Annotated in this window: 18 protein-coding genes; 9 read left to right on the forward strand and 9 right to left on the reverse strand. The window is 69.2% G+C overall.

The annotated features are described in order from the left end of the window. The first annotated feature begins 127 nt into the window (after positions 1-127). The gene (locus ELI80_RS02795; RefSeq protein WP_136649475.1) at positions 128-787 is read left to right on the forward strand and encodes a TetR-like C-terminal domain-containing protein; all 660 of its coding nucleotides are present in this window, start codon (positions 128-130) and stop codon (positions 785-787) included. Here ELI80_RS02795 and purU read toward each other — a convergent pair. The 6 genes from purU to ELI80_RS02825 all read right to left on the reverse strand — a co-directional run bounded on the left by purU (position 763) and on the right by ELI80_RS02825 (position 6,526). Beyond that, on the reverse strand, positions 763-1,680 hold the full coding sequence (purU, locus tag ELI80_RS02800) for a formyltetrahydrofolate deformylase (protein ID WP_136649476.1): 918 nt from the start codon (positions 1,678-1,680) through the stop codon (positions 763-765). The two genes, ELI80_RS02795 and purU, sit on opposite strands and share 25 nt — an antisense overlap. Positions 1,681-1,684: 4 nt before the next feature. After that, positions 1,685-2,008, reverse strand: a complete 324-nt coding sequence (locus ELI80_RS02805) for a 2Fe-2S iron-sulfur cluster-binding protein (protein WP_136649477.1) — start codon at positions 2,006-2,008, stop codon at positions 1,685-1,687. A 93-nt stretch (positions 2,009-2,101) separates the two neighbouring features. Next, positions 2,102-3,310 carry a beta-ketoacyl-[acyl-carrier-protein] synthase family protein gene (locus tag ELI80_RS02810; protein ID WP_136649633.1) on the reverse strand — a complete coding sequence of 403 codons (1,209 nt, stop codon included), beginning with the start codon at positions 3,308-3,310 and terminating at the stop codon, positions 2,102-2,104. A gap of 152 nt (positions 3,311-3,462) precedes the next feature. Continuing rightward, the gene (locus tag ELI80_RS02815; RefSeq protein WP_136649478.1) at positions 3,463-3,726 is read right to left on the reverse strand and encodes an acyl carrier protein; all 264 of its coding nucleotides are present in this window, start codon (positions 3,724-3,726) and stop codon (positions 3,463-3,465) included. A 12-nt stretch (positions 3,727-3,738) separates the two neighbouring features. After that, positions 3,739-4,839 carry a UDP-3-O-(3-hydroxymyristoyl)glucosamine N-acyltransferase gene (locus tag ELI80_RS02820; protein ID WP_136649479.1) on the reverse strand — a complete coding sequence of 367 codons (1,101 nt, stop codon included), beginning with the start codon at positions 4,837-4,839 and terminating at the stop codon, positions 3,739-3,741. Between the two features lie 25 nt (positions 4,840-4,864). Further along, positions 4,865-6,526, reverse strand: coding sequence for a L,D-transpeptidase family protein (locus ELI80_RS02825; RefSeq protein ID WP_136649480.1), 1,662 nt, complete (start codon positions 6,524-6,526; stop codon positions 4,865-4,867). A 183-nt stretch (positions 6,527-6,709) separates the two neighbouring features. On the opposite strand from ELI80_RS02825, the gene mepK reads away from it, so the two are divergent. The 6 genes from mepK (at position 6,710) to ELI80_RS02855 (ending at position 13,700) form a co-directional block, all read left to right on the forward strand. Next, complete coding sequence (mepK, locus tag ELI80_RS02830) at positions 6,710-7,267, forward strand: peptidoglycan L,D-endopeptidase MepK (RefSeq protein WP_136649481.1); 558 nt, start codon at positions 6,710-6,712, stop codon at positions 7,265-7,267. Positions 7,268-7,477: 210 nt separating this feature from the next. Next, entirely contained in the window at positions 7,478-8,650 is a 1,173-nt protein-coding gene (locus ELI80_RS02835; RefSeq protein WP_136649482.1) for a DegT/DnrJ/EryC1/StrS family aminotransferase, read from the forward strand. A gap of 22 nt (positions 8,651-8,672) precedes the next feature. Continuing rightward, positions 8,673-9,746, forward strand: a complete 1,074-nt coding sequence (gmd, locus tag ELI80_RS02840; protein ID WP_136649483.1) for a GDP-mannose 4,6-dehydratase — start codon at positions 8,673-8,675, stop codon at positions 9,744-9,746. Positions 9,747-9,890: 144 nt separating this feature from the next. After that, positions 9,891-11,318 (forward strand): mannose-1-phosphate guanylyltransferase/mannose-6-phosphate isomerase, encoded by a 1,428-nt coding sequence (locus ELI80_RS02845; RefSeq protein WP_136649484.1) that lies wholly within the window; start codon positions 9,891-9,893, stop codon positions 11,316-11,318. Continuing rightward, entirely contained in the window at positions 11,318-12,280 is a 963-nt protein-coding gene (locus ELI80_RS02850) for an NAD-dependent epimerase/dehydratase family protein (protein ID WP_136649485.1), read from the forward strand. The genes ELI80_RS02845 and ELI80_RS02850 overlap by 1 nt, the downstream gene beginning before the upstream one ends. A gap of 67 nt (positions 12,281-12,347) precedes the next feature. After that, a complete protein-coding gene (locus ELI80_RS02855) occupies positions 12,348-13,700 on the forward strand; it encodes an MATE family efflux transporter (protein ID WP_136649486.1) in 1,353 nt (450 codons plus the stop codon). A 15-nt stretch (positions 13,701-13,715) separates the two neighbouring features. Here the strand turns inward: ELI80_RS02855 and ELI80_RS02860 are convergent, their stop codons facing one another. Next, positions 13,716-15,647: a potassium transporter Kup gene (locus tag ELI80_RS02860; protein WP_136649487.1), complete on the reverse strand. Its 1,932-nt coding sequence runs from the start codon at positions 15,645-15,647 to the stop codon at positions 13,716-13,718. 202 nt (positions 15,648-15,849) lie between these two features. Here ELI80_RS02860 and aptA point away from each other — a divergent pair, with 202 nt between their 5' ends. Further along, positions 15,850-17,175: an omega-aminotransferase AptA gene (gene aptA, locus ELI80_RS02865; protein WP_136649488.1), complete on the forward strand. Its 1,326-nt coding sequence runs from the start codon at positions 15,850-15,852 to the stop codon at positions 17,173-17,175. Between the two features lie 18 nt (positions 17,176-17,193). Here aptA and ELI80_RS02870 read toward each other — a convergent pair whose 3' ends face one another. Further along, complete coding sequence (locus tag ELI80_RS02870; RefSeq protein ID WP_236641295.1) at positions 17,194-17,538, reverse strand: arsenate reductase family protein; 345 nt, start codon at positions 17,536-17,538, stop codon at positions 17,194-17,196. A 242-nt stretch (positions 17,539-17,780) separates the two neighbouring features. Between ELI80_RS02870 and ELI80_RS02875 the strand changes: the two genes are divergently transcribed. Continuing rightward, complete coding sequence (locus ELI80_RS02875; RefSeq protein WP_136649489.1) at positions 17,781-18,290, forward strand: L,D-transpeptidase family protein; 510 nt, start codon at positions 17,781-17,783, stop codon at positions 18,288-18,290. Between the two features lie 421 nt (positions 18,291-18,711). Here the strand turns inward: ELI80_RS02875 and ELI80_RS02880 are convergent, their stop codons facing one another. Then, positions 18,712-20,238: an NAD(P)(+) transhydrogenase (Re/Si-specific) subunit beta gene (locus tag ELI80_RS02880; protein ID WP_136649490.1), complete on the reverse strand. Its 1,527-nt coding sequence runs from the start codon at positions 20,236-20,238 to the stop codon at positions 18,712-18,714. Between the last annotated feature and the right edge of the window lie 6 nt (positions 20,239-20,244).

Genomic DNA, 20,244 nt, shown 5'->3' on the forward strand with positions numbered 1-20,244 from the left:
CACCCACACGACATGGCCCGCTGCCGCCATCGCGGGCGCGGCCGCGCGTTGAGCGTGCGCCCGGCCGCGGCGGATCGACGCAGGGCTTGTGCCTTGCAACCTGCGGGCGGAAAATGCGTTGTCAGACATGGACCAGAAGCCCAAGGAACCCGGCGAATCAACCATGCAGGTCCTGCTGCGGACCGCCTGCGAGCGGCTCGTCGCGGCAGAGCCTTCGCGCTGCGATCCCGAAAGCCTCGCTCGTGAAACCGGCATCGACCCCGAGGTGGCGCGCGGGCTTCTCCCGTCAGCCGAGACGGTGGTCAGGACGGTGGCCGAAAGCGCGCTGCGCCGGCAGATGGATTTCCTGACCCGCAGGATAAGCAGCGTTCCGGGCGACGATCCGACCGAGCAGCTTCTGGCGCTCGGCAAGGCCGCGGTGGAGTGGGCGGTCGAGAACCGGGACGATTTCCACGTCCTGAACCTGCCGCTGGTCGGCCAGGTCGTGGATGGCGAGGAACTCGCGCGCTACCACCGCTCGCTGCAGGAGCTGACCGCCTCGATGCTGGACCGCGCGCGCGAGCAGGGCCGGCTGCGCCCGGACATGGATCCCTTGACGATGCTCGTGGTCGTGCGCGCCTTCACCTACGGGCTGTCGCGGCTGTACGTGGACCGGCAGCTGCGGGTCTGGCTTCCCGACGAACAGGATCTCGACAAGGCGGCCGCCCTGACGGCGGCGCTCGATGCGTTCGCCGGCATGCTGTTCGTCGGCAAGGGCGGCGATCAGCCCATCCGCTCGGAGGCGTAGCCGCCCGGACTTGCCGGGAACACGACGGTCTTGGTCCCGTTCAGGAACACGCGGTGGTGGATGTGGGCGTGGATCGCGCGCGCGAGTACCTGCGCCTCGACGTCGCGGCCGAGGCTCGCGTAGTCCTCGGGCGACTGGGCGTGGGTGACGCGGGCGGTGTCCTGCTCGATGATCGGGCCTTCGTCCAGGTCGGCGGTCACGTAGTGCGCGGTCGCCCCGATCAGCTTGACGCCGCGCTGGAACGCCTGCCGATAGGGGTTCGCGCCCTTGAAGCTCGGCAGGAACGAGTGGTGGATGTTGATGATCCGTCCCGACAGGGCCGTGCAGAGCCGGTCCGACAGCACCTGCATGTAGCGCGCGAGGACTACCAGCTCGGTTTCGGTGCGGTCGACCAGCGCCATGAGCTCGGCCTCCGCCTCGGGCTTGTTGGCGGGGGTGACCGGGATCAGGTGGAACGGCAGCCCCGCCTGCTCGACGACCGTGCGGTAGGTGGGGTGGTTCGAGACGACGCCCGCGATGTCGATCGGCAGCGCCCCGATCCGCCAGCGGTAGAGAAGATCGTTCAGGCAATGGCCAAAGTGCGACACCATCAGCAGCACCCGCGTCCGCCGGCGGGTGTCATGGAAGGCGAAGTCCATTGCAAAGGGCCGCGCGACGTCGGGAAAGCCCGCGCGAAGATCGTCGATCGTCGCGCCGGTTTCCGACCGGAAGCTGACCCGCATGAAGAAGCGGCCGTTCTGCAGGTCGTCGAACTGGGCCGAATCGGTGATGTTGCAGCCGTTCGCGGCAAGGAAGCCCGCCACCGCGGCGACGATCCCCCGGCGGGTCTCGCAGGTGACGGTCAGGATCAGGTCGGACGGGGTTTCGGCCGTCGCCGGGCCGTGCTGCGGCATCGGTTCAGATCTGCCGCTCGGGCATCTGCACGACCAGCCCGTCGAGCGCGGGCGTGACCTTGATCTGGCAGGTCAGGCGCGACCGCGCGGGATCGGGCTTCCACGCGAAGTCGAGCATGTCCTCCTCCATCGGGTCGCGCGGGGGAAGCTGGTCGACCCAGGCGGGATCGACGTAGACGTGGCAGGTGGAACAGGCGCAGGCGCCGCCGCAGTCCGCGTCGATCCCGGCAATGCCGTTGTCGCGCGCGCCTTCCATCACGGTCATGCCGGGACGCACCTCGACCTCGTGCCGGGTGCCGTTCCATTCGATGTAGGTGATCTTGGCCATGACAAGCTCCGTCTGCGTCCGCCGCCCGTGATTAGGGGAAGGCGGCGGGGATGGAAAGAAGGGCCGGGCCTGCGCGCGCGTGGCCGTTGCGGATCAGGCCCGCCGCAGCGCAAGGACCGCGTTCAGGCCGCCGAAGGCGAAGGCGTTGGACAGGACGGCGCCCACGCTGGCCTCGCGCGCGGTGTTCGGGACGACGTCCAGCGCGCATTCCGGGTCGGGCTCCTGGTAGCCGATGGTGGGCGCGACGACCCCGTCGCGCAGCGCCATGATGCAGGCCAGAAGCTCAACCGCGCCGGTGCCGCCGATGATGTGGCCATGCATCGACTTGGTGGACGAGATCATCAGTCGGTCGGCGTGGTGGCCGAAGGCATGGGCGACGGCGGCGCATTCGGTCTTGTCGTTGGCGGCGGTGCCGGTGCCGTGGGCGTTGATGTAGCCCACGTCCTCGGGGTTCAGCCGCGCGTCGCGCATGGCGCCGGTGATCGCGCGCTCGGCCCCCTGCGCCGACGGCATCACGATGTCCTGCGCGTCTGCGGACATGGCGAAGCCCACCACCTCGGCCAGGATCTCGGCGCCGCGGGCGCGGGCATGGTCGTAGTCCTCGAACACGAAGACGCCCGCCCCCTCGCCCTGCACCATTCCGTTGCGGTTGGCCGAGAACGGGCGGCAGGCGTCCCTCGACATGACCCGCAGCCCTTCCCACGCCTTGACGCCGCCGAAGCACAGCATCGCCTCGGCCCCGCCGGTCAGCATCACCTGCGCGCCGCCCGACCGCACCATCTGGAAGGCAAGGCCCATCGCGTGGTTGGAACTGGCGCAGGCGGTGGCGACGGTGAAGGCGGGCCCCCGAAGGCCGAACTCCATGCTCACGTGGCTGGCGGCGGCGTTGTTCATCAGCTTCGGCACGACGAAGGGATGGACGCGGTTCTTCCCCTCCTCGTAGACGACGCGGTAATTCTCGTCCCAGGTGTTCAGCCCGCCGCCGGCAGTGCCAAGGACGACGCCGGAACACAGGCCCAGTTCGCCATGGAAGGCCAGGCCGGACTGCGCCACCGCCTCCTTCGCGGCCAGGAGCGTGAACTGCGTGAACTTGTCATACAGCAGGATCTGCTGGCGGTTGAAGTATTCCTCGGGCTGCCAGTCGTGGACCTGCGCCCCGATCTGGATCGTCAGCCGGTCCACGTCGCGAAAGTCGAGCTGGGTAATCCCGCAGCGCCCGTCCCGGAACGCGGCGAGGGTCGAGGGCACGTCGCGGCCGAGCGCGTTGATCGTCCCCGCCCCGGTGATGACCACCCGGCGCAGGCCGGAGCCGCCCGCCGCCGGAACGATGACGGGCGCCGCGGGCGGGATCGTGCCCGCGCCGTCGTCCACGGCCGCGCCCCCCTTCGCGGGCTTCCTGCCCGGTTTTCCGTCGCGATCGGCCCTCGCGTCCTTGCCGTTCCTCGCCTTCGGGCTCATCCCTTGCCAGCCACCAGCTTCTCGACGGCGGCGACGATCGAGCCCATGGTCGAGACGTCGAAATCCGACTTCTCGGGCTCGTTGGCGTTGAATGGGATCGAGATGTCGAAGGCCTCCTCGATCGCGAAGATCGATTCCACCATGCCCAGGCTGTCGATCCCGAGGTCGGCGGGCGTCATCTCCGCCCGGATCTCGGACGGGTCCAGCATCGCCTGCTCGGCGATGATGGCAATGATGCGGTCGTGAACGTCTGTGGTCATCGCAAGCTCCGTTCAGTCCTTTTCCGACAATCGTGTAACAGCCCTGCGAAGCTCGGCCACCTGCTCGGACAGCCGCGGCAGGCGGCGGATCGCCTTCTGGATCTCGATCTGCGCGTCCATCTTCGTGGCGGGCGAGCCGAGGATCACCCGGCCCGCGGGCACGCTGGTGTAGATGTTGGTTCCGCCGCCGGCGATCACGTCGTCGCCGATGAAGATGTTGTCGCTGGCACCCACCTTCCCGCCGAGCACGACCCGGTCGCCGACCCGCGTCGACCCCGCGATGCCCACCTGGCCCGCGAACAGGCAGTCGCGGCCGATCCGGGCGTTGTGGCCAACGGTCACGAGGTTGTCGATCTTGGTGCCCGACCCGACCTGCGTCGCGCGCACGGTGCCCCGGTCGATCGTCGAGTTCGCGCCGATCTCGACGTCGTCGCCGATCTCGACCCCGCCGAGCGAGTGGATCCGCACCCAGCTTTGCGCGCTGACGTCGCGGCGCTGGCCCAGCGTGCGGCGGATCTCCTCGACGCCGGATTCGCCGGGCGTCACGAAGGAAAAGCCGTCGCTGCCGATCACTGCGCCGGCGTGGACGATCAGCCGGTCGCCGATCACGACCCCGTGCGCGACCCGCACCCCCTGCCCTATCAGAGCATCCGCCCCGATGATCGTGTTGCGGCCGATCGAGCTGTGCGACCCGATCCGCGCGCGGGCCCCGATCCGCGTTCCCGCGCCGATCACGACGAAGGGCCCGACCGCGGCCTCGGCGCCGATCTGCGCGTCGGGATCGACGATGGCGGTCGGGTGGATGCCGGGCTGGATGTCGGGGCCGGGATCGAAGGCACGGGTCAGCCCCGCCATCGCCAGCCGCGGGCGCTGCACCAGAACCGCCGCGGCGAGGCCGTAGGCCTCGGGCTCCATCCCTTCTGCCAGGACCGCGACGCTGCCGGGGCGCAGTCCTTGGGCATATTTCGGGTCCATCGCCAGCGCGATGCGGCCCGACCCGCCGACCAGCGGCTCGACCTGCGACGGCTCCGCCGCGCCCTTTACCCGGATCGCGGGATCGCCCCACAGTCGGGCATCGAGGGCGCGGGCCAGTTCGGCGAGGGTCACGATCATGCGGGCTTCCTTTCGCCTGAACCGGTTACCCGTCCCCGTCGCCGGATTCCACCCCGGCCTTGACCAGCGCCTGCCACAGCGCGCCGTCGCGGTCGTAGATGTCGGGATGGCTGCGGATCCTGCCGTCCTCGTCCGGGAAGGTCGTGAAGTAGACGAGGTGCACGGGAAGGTTCGGCTTCAGCGCGAGCCACGTCTCCTTTCCGGATGCGACCGCGCGGCTGTAGGTGGCGGCGGGGTTTTCCACCTGCCCCGTCAGCAGCGCCTGCGCCAGCTCCATCGGCCGGGCGACGCGGACGCATCCGTGCGAGAACGCGCGCCGGCTTTCGCCGAACAGGTGCTTCGACGGCGTGTCGTGCAGGTAGATGTTCCAGGGGTTCGGGAAGATGAACTTCACCTCGCCCAAGGCATTGTCCTCGCCCGGCTTCTGCTGCAGGCGGTAGGGGAACGAGGCGGGCGTGTAGCGCCCGAAGTCGATGTCGCCGCGCGGGACAACTCGCCCGGCGCGGTCCACCACGTCGAGATGGGTGACCGCGTTCCGGTTCTTCTGCAGCCGCGGCAGGTATTCCCTGACGGCGATCGAGCGCGGCACGTTCCAGCGCGGATTGACGACGAGATGTTCCATCTGGTCCGAGAACTCGGGCGTCTGCATGTTGGCATCGGTCTTGCCGACGACGACGCGGGTCTCGAACTCGGTCCGGCCGTGATCGACGATGCGGGCGTTGAACTCGGGCAGGTTGACCCAGACGTGGCGGGCGGACAGGTCGTGCCCGTTCATCCAGCGCATCCGTTCCAGCGCCATCAGCAGCGCCCGCGTCCGGGGACCGGCGCCGCGGTTCAGAAGCTCGACCGTGCGCGGCCCGGCCACGCCGTCGGGGCCCAGCCCCGCGCGTTCCTGATAGGCGCGCACCGCCTGCGCCAGCGGCTCGTCATAAAGGTCGCCGCCGTCCGTCCGGAACCCGATCGACGCGAGCCGCGTCCGCAGCGCCGCGACCTCGGGCCCCGAGGAGCCGGGTTTCCAAAGGCCCGGCGGCACCTTCACCGTCCCGGGCGGCGCGAGCAGGCGCGACTGATCCGCCAGCGCCGCCTGCAACGCGAGGTAGCGCGAGTCGCGCGGCTCGATCCCGGCCAAGACCGCGCGCGGATCGGGTGCGGAGACGAAGCGGGCAAGAAGATCGTCAAGATCGCTGCGCCGGACGGTGCGGTGGTTGGACGGGCCGAGCTTGCGCGGATCGACCACCCCGCCCTCGACATCATGGGCCCACGCCGCGAACGCCCTTGCGAAGGCGACCTCGTCGGCCCCCGCAGATGCGCCGCGCGCGTCCGTCGCCTGCAGTTCGGCCGGGCGATAGCGCGCCGACGGCAGCCCGTGCGCGGGCGCGCGCGCGACGGCCGCGATCAAGGCCTGCCGCCGCCCGGCCGCATCGGGCCCGGTGAAGACGGGGGCAAGGCCGTTCGCGCCGTAGAAGGCCGCGAGGCCCGGGTTTCCGGCGACCGCATCGGCCAGCGCCAGTTGCTCGGGCGTGAAGTCCAGCCGCGGCGCAGGCGCGGCAAGCGCCGGTCCCGCCAGCCACGCCCCGAACAGGAGCGCCCCCGCAAGTCCGCGCGCCCGCAGGCGGTGCCGGCGCGGATGGTACCCGCGGGAATGGTGTCTGAGACCACGTGCCTCGCGGTCGGATCGCGTCGTCATCTGCTGCTGCCTCGTTCCTCGCCTTAAGCGGCTTTCTGCCGATGATGGCAGATTTGGGCGGGGCGGCAAATGAATCAGTTCCGTTGCTCGCGGCGCAGTGACATATTGTTAACAGGTCCGGACTAAACCGGGCGTGCCATTCCGGTGGCAAGCATAACGAATGCAGGACAGGCGGATCAGAACATGACCATCCAATTCTCGCGTCGCGGCATACTCGGTGTGTTCGCCGCGACGACGGTTGCTGCAGCCCCCGTTATGGCGAACGCGTTCGGCGTCCTTCGCGGCGCGGGCGATTATCGCCGCGTGCGGATGTATTCCGGCCGCACCGGCGAAAGCATCGACACGGTCTACTGGGTCGAAGGCAAGTACATCCGCGACGCGCTGAACGAGATCAACATCTTCATGCGCGACTGGCGCACGGGCGAAGTGATCGGGGTCGACCCGCGCACGGTCGACGTGGCCGCGGCGTCGCACCGGCTGCTGCAGACCAACGAACCCTACATGATGCTGTCGGGCTATCGTTCGCCCAAGACCAACGCCATGCTGCGGTCGCGCAGCTCGGGCGTGGCGCGCAACTCTCTGCACATGAAGGGCAAGGCCGCCGACCTGCGGCTGAAGTCGCGCTCGGTCGCGCAGATGTACAAGGCGGCCGCGTCCTGCCAGGCGGGCGGCGTCGGCAAGTACTCCAGTTCGAACTTCGTCCACATGGATTGCGGCCCGGTCCGCCACTGGGGCGGCTAAGCGCGGGCGCTTCCGCCCCGACACGCGCCTGACGACCATCGACACGGGCCTGCTTCGGCGGGCCTTGTCGCGTTGGACCGGCTCCAGATCGCCGGGGCGCGCGTCCGACAGGCCGAGCAAGCGCCCTCCAGCGGCCCCGCCGCGTATGTCGCCATTCCCCTGCCCTTGCCCCTGCGCTAGAGCGGTATGCGAAACGACGCCGGAGCCGCGATGTTCTACCCCCTCGCCTCGACGACCTGGGACGACGCCGAACACCAGGCGCTCGCCCGCGTGATCGCGTCCGGCCGCTTCACCATGGGGGCCGAGGTCCGCGCCTACGAGGAGGCGTTCGCCCGGCATTTCGGCAGCCGCTACGCCGTGATGACCTCGTCGGGGTCGGCCGCGAACCTTCTCGCCATTGCCTCCGCGTTCTGGCACCCCGATCTCGGCTGGCGGCAGGGGGACGAGGTGATCGTGCCGGCCGTCAGCTGGTCGACGACCTACTTCCCGGTCTCGCAGGCGGGCCTGAAACTGCGCTTCGTCGATATCGACCCGGCCACGCTCAACATCGACCTGGACAAGCTCGAGGCCGCGATCACGCCGCGGACCCGCGCGGTGTTCGCCGTCAACCTGCTGGGGAACCCGGTCGACGCCGTGCGCCTGCGCGAGATCTGCGACCGGAACGGCATCGTGCTGACCGAAGACAACTGCGAATCGATGGGCGCGACGCTGGGCGGGCGGCAGGCAGGGACGTTCGGGCTGTTCGGCACGTTCTCTTCCTTCTTCTCGCACCATATCTGCACGATGGAAGGCGGCATGGTCGTCACCGACGACCGCAAGCTTCACGACACGATGCTGTCGATGCGCGCCCACGGCTGGACCCGCGACCTGCCCGCCGACACCCACCTGCCGCTGGACCCGGACCCGTTCGTGCGTCAGTTCCGGTTCGTCCTGCCGGGCTACAACCTGCGCCCGCTGGAACTGGAAGGGGCGCTGGGGATCCCGCAGCTCGAGAAACTGCCGGGCTTCATCGCCCGGCGCCGCGCCAATGCCGAGATCTTCCGCCAGGCGTTCGACGGGCTCGACTGCGTCCGCATCCAGACGGAAACCGGCGCCTCGTCGTGGTTCGGCTTCGCCCTGACCCTGACCGGCCGCCTGGCCGGCCGCCGCCCCGACCTCGTCGCCGCGCTGCGAGATGCAGGGATCGAGTGCCGCCCCATCGTCACCGGCAACTTCCTTGCTAACCCCGTCATCGACAAGCTCGACCACGCCCGCAGCGGCACGTTCGAGGCGGCCGAGGACGTGGACGTGAACGGGCTGTTCACCGGCAACCACCACTATCCGATCCCGGACCAGATCGGCCGCCTGCGCGAGGTCGTGCAGTCCGTGGCGGACCGCTTCTGAACGGCAGCCGAAAGGACCACGCGTGACCAGGACCGCTCTCATCACCGGGATCACGGGGCAGGACGGCGCGTACCTGGCCGAGCTGCTGCTGGCCAAGGGCTACGTCGTCCACGGCATCAAGCGGCGGTCGTCCAGCTTCAACACCGGGCGGATCGACCACCTGCAGATCGACGAGCACCGCAACAGCCGCTTTCACCTGCACTACGGCGACATGACCGACGCGACCGCGCTGATCCGCACGGTCGCCGAGACGCGGCCGGACGAAATCTACAACCTCGCCGCGCAAAGCCACGTGCGCGTCAGCTTCGAGATGCCGGAATACACGGCGAACTCCGACGGGATCGGCACCCTGCGCCTGCTGGAGGCGATCCGCCTTCTGGGGATGGAGGGCACGACGCGCTTCTACCAGGCCTCGACATCCGAGCTGTACGGGCTGGTGCAGCAATCCCCGCAGTCCGAGACGACGCCGTTCCGGCCGCGCAGCCCCTATGCGGCGGCGAAGCTCTATGCCTACTGGATCACGGTGAACTACCGCGAGGGCTACGGGATGTTCGCGTCGAACGGGATCCTGTTCAACCACGAGAGCCCGATCCGGGGCGAGACGTTCGTGACGCGCAAGATCACGCGGGCCGTCGCGGCGATCACGCTTGGCCTGCAAGACCGGCTGTACCTCGGCAACCTCGACGCGCTGCGTGACTGGGGCCATGCCCGCGATTACGTCGAAGGGATGTGGCGCATCCTGCAGCACGACACGGCCGACGACTTCGTGCTCGCCACCGGCAAGATGCACAGCGTCCGCGCGTTCTGCGAGCTGGCCTTCCGCGAGGCGGGGATCGATCTCGAATGGCGCGGCGCGGGCGTGGACGAGCGTGGCTTCGAACGCGGCTCGGACCGCTGCCTGATCGAGATCGACCCGGTCTACTTCCGCCCGACCGAGGTGGACGAGCTTTGCGGCGACGCCACGAAGGCGCGCGAGAAGCTGGGCTGGACCTGCACGACGCCGTTCCCGCAGCTGGTGGCCGAGATGGTGGCCGAGGACCTGCGGCTTCTGCAGACCGAGCGCCTCGCGCGGCGCACCTATGGCGTGCTGGAGTGATCGGCGACTGACGTTGCCGGCAGTCAACAGCCGCAGACTCGCGCAGCGCGTGCAGCAACAATCCGTTGCGGTCCAGGGCGGAATTGCCCCTACTGCGCGAGACCTGCGGCCGGGCTCGTGCGGCCGCGCAGATGGAGCGAGAGAATGAACGAAGTGACTCCGGTTCTGTTGGCGGGCGGGTCGGGCACGCGGCTGTGGCCCGTGTCGCGCAAGTCGTTTCCCAAGCAGTTCGCGCCGCTGCTGGGCAAGGAGACGCTGTTCCAGGCATCGGCGCTGCGGCTGTCGGGGCCAGGCTACGCCGCGCCGCTGGTGCTGACGAACGCCGATTTCCGCTTCATCGTGACCGAGCAACTGGGTGAGATCGGGATCGAGCCCGAGGCGATCCTGATCGAGCCCTCGGGCCGCAACACCGCCCCTGCCGTGCTCGCCGCCGCGCTGTACGCCAGCGAGCAGGACCCCGACGCGCTGTTGCTCGTCGCGCCGTCGGACCATGCCGTCCCGGATGTCGCCGCCTTCCGCCGCGCGGTCGACGCGGGCGTTCCGCTGGCGAAGGCCGGGCGGATCGTGACCTTCGGCATCCAGCCCACGCGGGCGGAAACCGGCTACGGCTACCTGCAGGTCGCGGGCGGACCCGATCAGCAGACGTCCGACCTCGAGCGTTTCGTGGAAAAGCCCGACGCGGCCACCGCGCAGCGGATGCTCGCGGACGGCAGCTTCCTGTGGAACGCGGGAATCTTCCTGTTCTCGGCCCGGACGATGATCGAGGCGTTCCGCCAGCACGCCCCCGATTTCATCGCTCCCGTCAGCCAGGCCCTCGCGGACGCGCAGGCCGATCTCGGCTTCCTGCGGCTTGCGCCCGATCCGTGGAACGGCCTGCGCGACCAGTCGGTCGACTACGCGGTGATGGAAAAGGCCGACAACCTGTCGGTCGTGCGCTTCACCGACCACTGGTCCGACCTCGGCGGCTGGGACGCGATCTGGCGCGAGGCGCAGGACGGCGCCCCCGCCCCGCGCGGCGCGGTGACGGACGCCCGGTCCACCGCGATCGACTGCGACAACGTGCTGATGCGGTCCGACAGCGAGGACATGGAGATCGTCGGCATCGGCCTGAAGGACGTGATGGTGGTGGCGACCAGCGACGCGGTGCTGGTGGCCGACATGAACCGGGCGCAGGACGTGAAGCTGGCCGTCTCGGCGCTGAAGGCCCGCGACAAGCGCCAGGCCGAGGCGTTTCGCCGCGACCACCGCCCCTGGGGCTGGTTCGAGACGCTGGTGCTGGCCGAACGCTTCCAGGTCAAGCGGATCGTCGTCCATCCCGGCGCCTCGCTCAGCCTGCAGAGCCACGTCCACCGCTCCGAACACTGGATCGTCGTCAGCGGCACCGCCCGGGTGACGGTGGACGACCACGTGACGCTGGTGACCGAGAACCAGTCGATCTACGTCCCGCTGGGGGCCGTCCACCGGATGGAGAACCCCGGCAAGGTGCCGATGGTCCTGATCGAGGTCCAGACCGGGGTCTATCTCGGCGAGGACGACATCATCCGCTACGAAGACCGCTACGCGAGGACCTGATGCGCGTCTTGCTGACCGGCGGGTCCGGGATGGTCGGCGGGGCGCTGCTGCGCCTTGCGCCGGCCGTCGCGCCCGGCCTGACGCTGCTTGCGCCGACCCGCGGCCGGCTGGACCTGACGGACCGGGCGGCGGTCGCGCGCTGGTTCGCGGCAAACCGCGTCGATGCGGTGATCCACGCGGCGGCGAGGGTCGGCGGCATCCAGGCCAATATCGACGACCCGTCGGGCTTCCTGCTCGACAACCTGCGCATGAACGACGCGGTCATCGCGGGCGCTGACGACGCGGGCGTGGGCCGGCTCGTGTTCTTGGGCTCGTCCTGCATGTATCCCCGCGACTACCGCCAGCCGCTGGTCGAGGACGACGTCCTGGCCGCACCGCTCGAGCCCACGAACGAAGGCTACGCGCTGGCCAAGATCACGGGCGCGAGGCTTTGCGAGTACATCTCGCGCAAGCCGGGTCGGGCCTACCGCACGCTTCTGCCGTGCAACCTGTTCGGCGCGGGCGACCACTACGGCAGCGAGGCGTCGCACCTGCTGGCGGCCGTCGTGACCAAGGTGGTGGACGCGCAGGCGCAGGGCCGGGACGAGATCGAGGTGTGGGGCACCGGCCGGGCCCGGCGCGAGTTCCTGGACGTGGACCACCTCGCCCGCTTCATCCTCGCGGCGCTGCCGGGCATCGAAGACCTGCCGCCGCTCCTGAACGTCGGGGCGGGGCGCGATCACGCAGTCGACGACCTCTACCGCATCGTGGCGGAGCGTGCCGGCTGGACCGGCCGGCTCGTCCATGACCCCACCCGGCCCGAGGGGATGCAGGCCAAGCTGATGTCGTCGGACCGGGCGCGCGCCTTCGGCTGGATGCCGCCCACGGAAGCCGAGTTCATGGCGTCGATCGACGCTGCCCTGTCCGCCCGCCGCAGGCAGGTGGGACCGGGGGATGTTGAAGTGCGTTCCCCGGGGGCGTAGCGTCCGGCAGGCTGCCGGACCCGTTCCGTCGGCGCCGCGCGATCCGCGCCGCCAACAAGGATGGCTCATGCCCCCCAGACCGCAACTGCACACGGGGCCGCTGTGGCGGACCTTCCTTGCCTTCCTGCTGCCGCTGATCGCGCAGAACATCCTGCAGTCGCTCACCATGACGATCAACAGCATCGCCATCGGTCAGATCCTCGGGACGCGCGCGCTGGCGTCGCTGGCGACGTTCATGCCGCTCGCGTTCTTCTTCATCTCGTTCCTGATCGGGATCACCGCGGGCGCCAGCGTCCTGATCGGCCAGGCGTGGGGGGCGATGAAGCACGACGTGGTGCGCGCGGTCGCGGGCACCGCGCTGGGGGTCACGCTGATGCTGGGCGGCGCCATCGCCGTGATCGGCGTCATTGGCGCGCCTGCGGTCCTTGCGTGGATGGGCGCGCCGCCCGACATCATGGAGAACGCGGTCCGCTATGCGCGTGCCGCGTTCCTGACGATGCCGGTCCTGTTCCAGTTCATCGCCGTCGCCGCGATCCTGCGCGGGATCGGCGACACCCTGCGGCCGCTGGTCGTCCAGATGATCGTGACGGTCGTGGCCGCGATCCTGACCGTCGTCATGGTGCGCCAGCTGGGCATGGGGGTCGAGGCGGCGGCGTATTCGACCGGCATCGCGCAGACCGTGGGGCTGCTGGCGCTGGCGCTGTGGCTGCGGCGCGCGGACCACGTGCTGCGCCCCGACGGGGACATGCTGTCGCGGCTGGTGCCGGACACGGACCTGCTGCGTCAGGTGCTGCAGCTGGGGCTGCCCACGGGCGTGCAGCTTGTCGTGGGATCGCTGTCGGGGCTGGTGCTGGTGGGGCTGGTCAACTCGTTCGGGTCCGACGCGACCGCCGCCTACGGCGCGGTCACCCAGGTGATCGCCTATGCGCAGTTCCCCGCGCTGTCCATCGCCATCGCCGCCTCGATCTTCGGTGCGCAGGCGATCGGCGCGGGGCTGCCCGAACGGCTTGACGCGGTGCTGCGGACGGCGATGACGATGAACCTGATCCTCACCGGCGTCATCGTCGGGCTGGTCTACCTGTTCTCGCGCAATGTCGTGGCGCTGTTCATCTCGAGCCCCCAGGTGGTGGATCTCGCACAGCATCTTCTGCACATCATCACCTGGTCGGCGCTGATGTTCGGGGCGGGCTCGATCTTCTCGGGGATCATGCGGTCGTCCGGGACCGTGCTGCCGCCGATGACGATCGCCATCGGCTCGATCCTGCTGGTCGAGCTGCCGGTGGCGTTTGCCCTGTCGCGGATGCACGGCCTCGGCGGGGTCTGGTGGGGCTACGTCGCGGGCTTCGCCGCGCTGATGCTGGGCCAGGGCGCCTATTACCACCTGGTCTGGCGGCGGCGGAAGATCGTGGCGCTGGTGTGAACCAAGTCTGTCGGCTCAGATGTTGATCTGCTGCCCCAGCTCCACGACCCGGTTCGTCGGCAAGCGGTAGAAGTTCGTCGGCTCCGACGACTGCCGGTAGAGCCCGGCATAGAGCCGCGAGGCCCAGAGCGGCATCAGCCGGCCCTTCCCGACCCTGAGCGAACGGCGGTTCAGGAAGTACGAGGTCGACATGATGTCGAACTTGTGGCCGAGCGCCTTCGCGTCGGCGAGCGCGCGGGGCACGTTCGGCTGCTCCATGTAGCCGAAGCGGATGCGGACGCACCAGAAGCGCGGCGCGATCTCCACGATCGACAGGCGCTGGCCGTGCGGCACGCGTGGCGTGGTCTGGACATCCACCGTGACGATGAAGTTGCGGTCGTGCAGCACCCGGTTGTGCTTGAGGTTGTGCATCAGCGCGGGCGGCGCGATCGTCGGGTTTGCGGTCAGGAACACCGCCGTGCCGGGGACGATCACCGGGGGGCTCGCGGTCAGGCGCTCGGCGATGAGCTGCATCGGCACCGCCTCGGCGGCGAGCCTGGCCTGCAGCTTCGTCGTGCCGCGCAGCCACGTCACCATGAAGGTGATCACCACGCCCGCGAACATCAGCGGGATGAACCCGCCGTCCAGCACCTTGAGGATGTTGGCGTAGAAGAACACCAGTTCCAGCGCGAGGATCGGCAGCATGATCCCGAGCACGACCGGCCAGCGCCACCCCCAGGCATAGCGGAACACGATGATCGCCAGCATCGAGGTGATGACCATGTCCCCCGTCACCGCGATCCCGTAGGCGCTGGCGAGCCGCGCCGACGACCCGAAGGCCAAGACCAGCGCACAGACGCCCACCATCAGGATCATGTTGACCTTGGGCAGGTAGATCTGGCCCAGCTGCTTGTCCGAGGTGTGCTGGATCTCCAGCCGCGGCAGTAGGCCCAGCTGCACCGCCTGCTGCGCGACCGAGAAGGCGCCGGAAATCACCGCCTGGCTCGCGATGATCGTGGCGGCCATGGCAAGCACCACCAGCGGCAGCGTGAACCAGGACGGCGCCATCAGGAAGAACGGGTTCACCGCCCGCTCCGGTTCGGACAGGACCATCGCGCCCTGCCCCAGGTAGCTGAGCGTGAGCGACGGGAACACGATGGCAAGCCACGACACCCGCACGGGGCTGCGCCCGAAATGGCCCATGTCGGCGTAAAGCGCCTCGGCCCCGGTGACCGCCAGGAAGACCGATCCCATCACCGGCAGCGCGCCGAAGCCGTTGTCGGCGATGAAGCGCAGCGCGTTCAGCGGGTTCATCGCCTGCATGATGCGCGCGTCGTCCAGCATGTGCGACGCGCCGAGGACCGCGAGCGTGCCGAACCACGCCAGCATGATCGGGCCGAACAGCCGCGCCACGTTTTCCGTCCCCGTCCGCTGGACCCAGAACAGGACGATGACGATCACCAGCGTCACCGGGACGACGAAATCGCCCGAGCCCGGCACGACCAGTTCCATCCCCTCGATCGCGGACATGACCGACATGGCGGGGGTGATCATGGAATCGCCGAAGAACAGCGACACCCCCACGATCCCGATGAGATACAGCCACCATGTCCGCCGGTGCAGCGCCTGCTGCGCCTTGGCGACAAGCGACAGCGTGCCCCCCTCGCCGTTGTTGTCGGCGCGCAGGATCAGCGTCACGTATTTCAGCGTCACGATCAGGCACACGGTCCAGAACAGCAGCGACACGATGCCGATGACGGCCGTCTCGGCCATGTTGTGCTCGTGCGCGTGGACGAGCGATTCGCGAAGCGCATAAAGAGGCGAGGTCCCGATGTCGCCATAGACGACGCCAAGGCACGCCAGCACCAGCCCCGGGCGCGCCCCGCCGGCATGGCCGTGCGCGGCAGGATCGGGAACGGGCGGCGGCGGAACGGCTGTGGATGACGCGGCTGACGGACGATCGGGCATGATGCGGCTGACCTGCTGACCTGCTGACCGGCGATGTCTGATCCTGCCGTGACCGGAACACAAGCGTTTCGCCGCGGCACGGTTCCCCTGCTCCGGTCCGGCCCGGTGCGACGCTTCTTGCCTGACGGCGCGGGGGGGTGCTAGCGTCTTCCTGCGGGGCCCTGACGGACCCGCCAGCCACCCGTCAACGGAGAACGCCGCGATGGCACTGGACCAAAAACCCGCCCCGAACGACCTGCGCGCATTCTGGATGCCGTTCACGTCGAACCGGCAGTTCAAGTCGCAGCCGCGGATGCTCGTCTCGGCGCAGGACATGCACTACCGGACCAGCGACGGGCGGCAGGTCCTGGACGGGACGGCGGGGCTGTGGTGCTGCAACGCGGGCCACTGCCGGCCGCGGATCACCCAGGCGATTTCCGACATGGCCGGCACGCTCGACTACGCGCCCGCGTTCCAGATGGGCCACCCGACCGCGTTCGAGCTGGCGAACCGGATCGTCGACATCGCGCCCGAGGGGATCGAGCACGTCTTCTACTGCAACTCCGGCTCGGAAGCGGTGGACACCGCGCTGAAGATCGCGCTGGCCTATCACCGCGCCCGGGGCGATGCGGCCCGCACCCGGCTGATCGGGCGCGAGCGCGGCTATCACGGCGTGGGCTTCGGCGGGATCTCGGTCGGCGGGATCGTCAACAACCGCCGCTTCTTCGGCACCGCCCTGGGCGGCGTGGACCACCTGCCCCACACCCACCTGCCCGAGAACCGGATGACCCGCGGCCAGCCGGAACACGGCGCCCACCTGGCCGACGAACTGGAACGGATCGTGGCGCTCCACGGGGCGGACACCATCGCCGCCGTGATCGTGGAGCCGATGGCCGGGTCCACCGGCGTCCTGTTGCCGCCCAAGGGCTATCTCGAGCGGCTGCGCGAGATCACCCGCAAGCACGGCATCCTGCTGATCTTCGACGAGGTCATCACCGGGTTCGGGCGCCTCGGCTCTCCCTTCGCCAGCCAGCATTTCGGCGTCGTTCCCGACATGATCACCTGCGCCAAGGGCCTGACCAACGGCGTGATCCCGATGGGCGCGGTCCTGACGTCGGCCGCGATCCACGACGCCTTCATGTCGGGGCCGGACCACGTGATCGAGCTGTTCCACGGCTACACCTATTCGGGCAACCCGATCGCGTCGGCCGCCGGGGTCGCCACGCTCGACACCTATGCCGAGGAAGGGCTGCTGACCCGCGCCGCGTCACTGGAGACGTATTGGGAGAATGCGCTGCACGGCCTTGCCGACCACCCGCACGTGGTGGACGTCCGCAACATGGGCCTGATCGGGGCGGTGGAACTCGCGCCGATCGACGGCCAGCCTGGCAAGCGCGCCTTCGACGCCTTCGTCGCGGCGTTCGAGGCGGGCATCCTGGTCCGCGTCACCGGCGACATCATCGCGCTGTCCCCGCCGCTCATCATCAGCGAGGCCGAGATCGACGAACTGGTCGGCACGCTGGGCCGGGTGCTGAAGGCCGCCGCCTGATCCGGGCGGCGCGGCGTTTCAGACGGGAACGTCGAGCGCCCGCTTGACGTTCGCGGTCCATCCCAGCAGGTGACGGTCGCCCGCGACGATCGCGGGCCGCTTCATCAGCGCGGGGTGGGCACCGATCATCTCCTCGGGGGTGCCCGAACGTTCCGCGTCGGACATGGCGCGCCATGTCAGACTGCCGCGATTGACCAGCTTCTCGCCGAAGCGTTCGCGCATCGACGCGATCTCGCCCGCGTCGAGCGGGGCGTCCCGGACGTCGCGGAAATCCACGTTCCAACCCGCCTGCGCCAGTTCGGCCCGGGCCTTCTGGCAGGTCGAGCAATGCGCGAGGCCGTACATCCGCAGGGTCCGGGTCATCGGCACGACCTCAGATGAACGGAACGAAGGGGATGCCGCAGGCGGACAGCGCGAGCAGGGCGGCAAGGGCGAGGATCGTCTTCATCGGATGCGTCTTCTCGTCTGTGACAGCTGTGCCCGGACCGTGCCACGGCGCGGGGCACGCCGCCAATAGCCGGCCCGCTCATCCTTTCGTGAAAACGGGGCGGTTGCGCGGACCGCCGCCGGGACGCACAAGATGGTGGAAACGGGACAGACGAGACATGCTTACGACATTCAGGCTCATTGCGGGTGTGCTGCTGCTGGCGTTGGTGGCGTCCTGCGGACCGAGCAAGTTCAAGACCTACAACGGCCCGCCCGTCACCCAGATCGTCGTGAACAAGAACGCGCGCCAGATGCTGTTCTTCAGCGGCCCCTCGATCATCGCGGCCTACGACGTGGGCCTGGGGACGGAGCCGGTAGGGCACAAGCAGTTCTCGGGCGACGGAAAGACGCCCGAGGGGCTTTACTACATCAACCGGCGCAACCCCGAGAGCCGGTACCACCTGTCGCTGGGAATCTCGTACCCGAACGTGCAGGACGCGGCCTTCGCGCTTTCGCAGGGGCGGCATCCGGGCAACGACATCTTCATCCACGGCCAGGGTCCCGAGGGGAAGGTCCTCGCGCCGCAGAAGCGCGACTGGACCGTGGGCTGCATTGCGGTGACGGACGCGCAGATGGAGGACATCTACGCGATGGTCAAGGACGGGACGCCGATCCAGATCAATCCGTGATCCTGGCGCCGCTGGAGGACACGGGCGTTTCCATGGTCCTTGGTCGGCCTTGAGGGCGGTTCCTCGACCCACCCGCCGACTTGCCCGAAGCGGACCGGGACGCGCCCACTCGTGCAGACGCGGCCCTTCGGAGTGGTGGTGTCGAAGGCGCGTCCGGAAACGGGCTCGTGGCCCATCTCCTTCAGTGGCACCGTGGAAAGCGAAGAACCCCTGCCGGTGCGGGCGTCTATCGGGGCCGGACACGGCTCATTCGATCATCGGCAAGCACGTCCACCGACTTCTTCGCGCGCCATAGAGCGTCGGAGTGCCCGCTAGCATGACCCGCACGCAAACGGGCTCGTCGCCCGTTCCCTTTACTGCATCGCCGAACGAAGAACCCCCGCCAGTGGCGGGGGTTTGTCGTTCCGGCGTCTGGCGCGGCTCACTCGATCATCGGCAGCAGCGCGTCCACCGACTTCTTCGCGTCGCCATAGAACATCCGCGTGTTTTCCTTGAAGAACAGCGGGTTCTCGATGCCCGAATAGCCGGTGCCCTGCCCGCGCTTGCTGACGAACACGTTCTTGGCCTTCCAGACTTCCAGCACCGGCATGCCGGCGATGGGGCTGTTCGGGTCGTCCTGCGCCGCCGGGTTCACGATGTCGTTCGAGCCGATGACGATCACCACGTCGGTGTCGGGAAAGTCGTCGTTGATCTCGTCCATTTCCAGCACGATGTCGTAGGGCACTTTCGCCTCGGCGAGCAGCACGTTCATGTGGCCGGGCAGACGGCCCGCGACCGGGTGGATCGCGAAGCGCACCGACTTGCCGGCGGCGCGCAGCTTGCGGGTCAGCTCGCTCACCGATTGCTGCGCCTGGGCCACCGCCATGCCGTAGCCCGGCACGATCACGACGCTGTCGGCGTCATTGAGCGCCTGCGCCACGCCCTCGGCGTCGATCGCGACCTGCTCGCCCTCGATCGCCATCGCGGGACCGGCCTCGCCGCCGAAACCGCCGAGGATGACGCTGATGAACGACCGGTTCATCGCCCGGCACATGATGTAGCTGAGGATTGCGCCCGACGACCCGACCAGCGCGCCGGTCACGATCAGGAGGTCGTTGGACAGCGTGAAGCCGATCATCGCGGCGGCCCAGCCGGAATAGCTGTTCAGCATCGACACGACCACCGGCATGTCGGCGCCGCCGATGCCCATGATCAGCGTCCAGCCGATGAACCCCGCCAGCAGCAGGATCAGCACCAGCCACAGAAGCGCCGGGCCGATCCCGGCGACGTAGAGCACGGTGAACAGCAGCGCGGCAAGCGCCGCGCCCAGGTTCGTCATGTGCCCGCCGCGCAGCTTCTTCGGCTTGCCGTCGATCTTGCCCGAAAGCTTGCCGTAGGCGACGATCGAGCCGGTGAACGTGACCGCGCCGATGAAGACGCCCAGCGCGACCTCGACCTTCAGCATTGCAAGCTCGGCCGGGGTCTTGTGCGCGAGGACGGCGGCGAAGCCGTGGAACACGTCGCTTGCGCCGTTGAGGCGGGCGCGGACGACGCGGCCAAGCTCGATCTGCGCGTTGAGGCCGATGAACACGGCGGCAAGCCCCACGAGGCTGTGCATCGCCGCGACGAGCTGCGGCATGTCGGTCATCTGGACGCGGGTGGCGAGGACATAGCCGCCCGCGCCGCCGACCGCGATCATGACGAGCGACAGCAGCCAGTTGCCCGAGCCAGGGCCGACCAGCGTGGCGGCGACCGCCAGCGCCATGCCGGCGATGCCGTACCAGACGGCGCGCTTGGCGCTTTCCTGCCCCGACAGGCCGCCCAGCGACAGGATGAACAGGACGGCCGCCACGACGTAGGCCGCGGTGGTGAAGCCGTAGGCGGGCAGCGCCTCGACGATGCCGGGGGCCGCGTGGCTCACGACGGGGTCGGCGCCGGCGGGCGCGGTGGTGATCACGGTGGTCTCCATCGACTC

The sequence above is a fragment of the Paracoccus aeridis genome (genome assembly GCF_004923205.2).
GTDB classification, from domain to species: Bacteria; Pseudomonadota; Alphaproteobacteria; order Rhodobacterales; family Rhodobacteraceae; genus Paracoccus; species Paracoccus aeridis.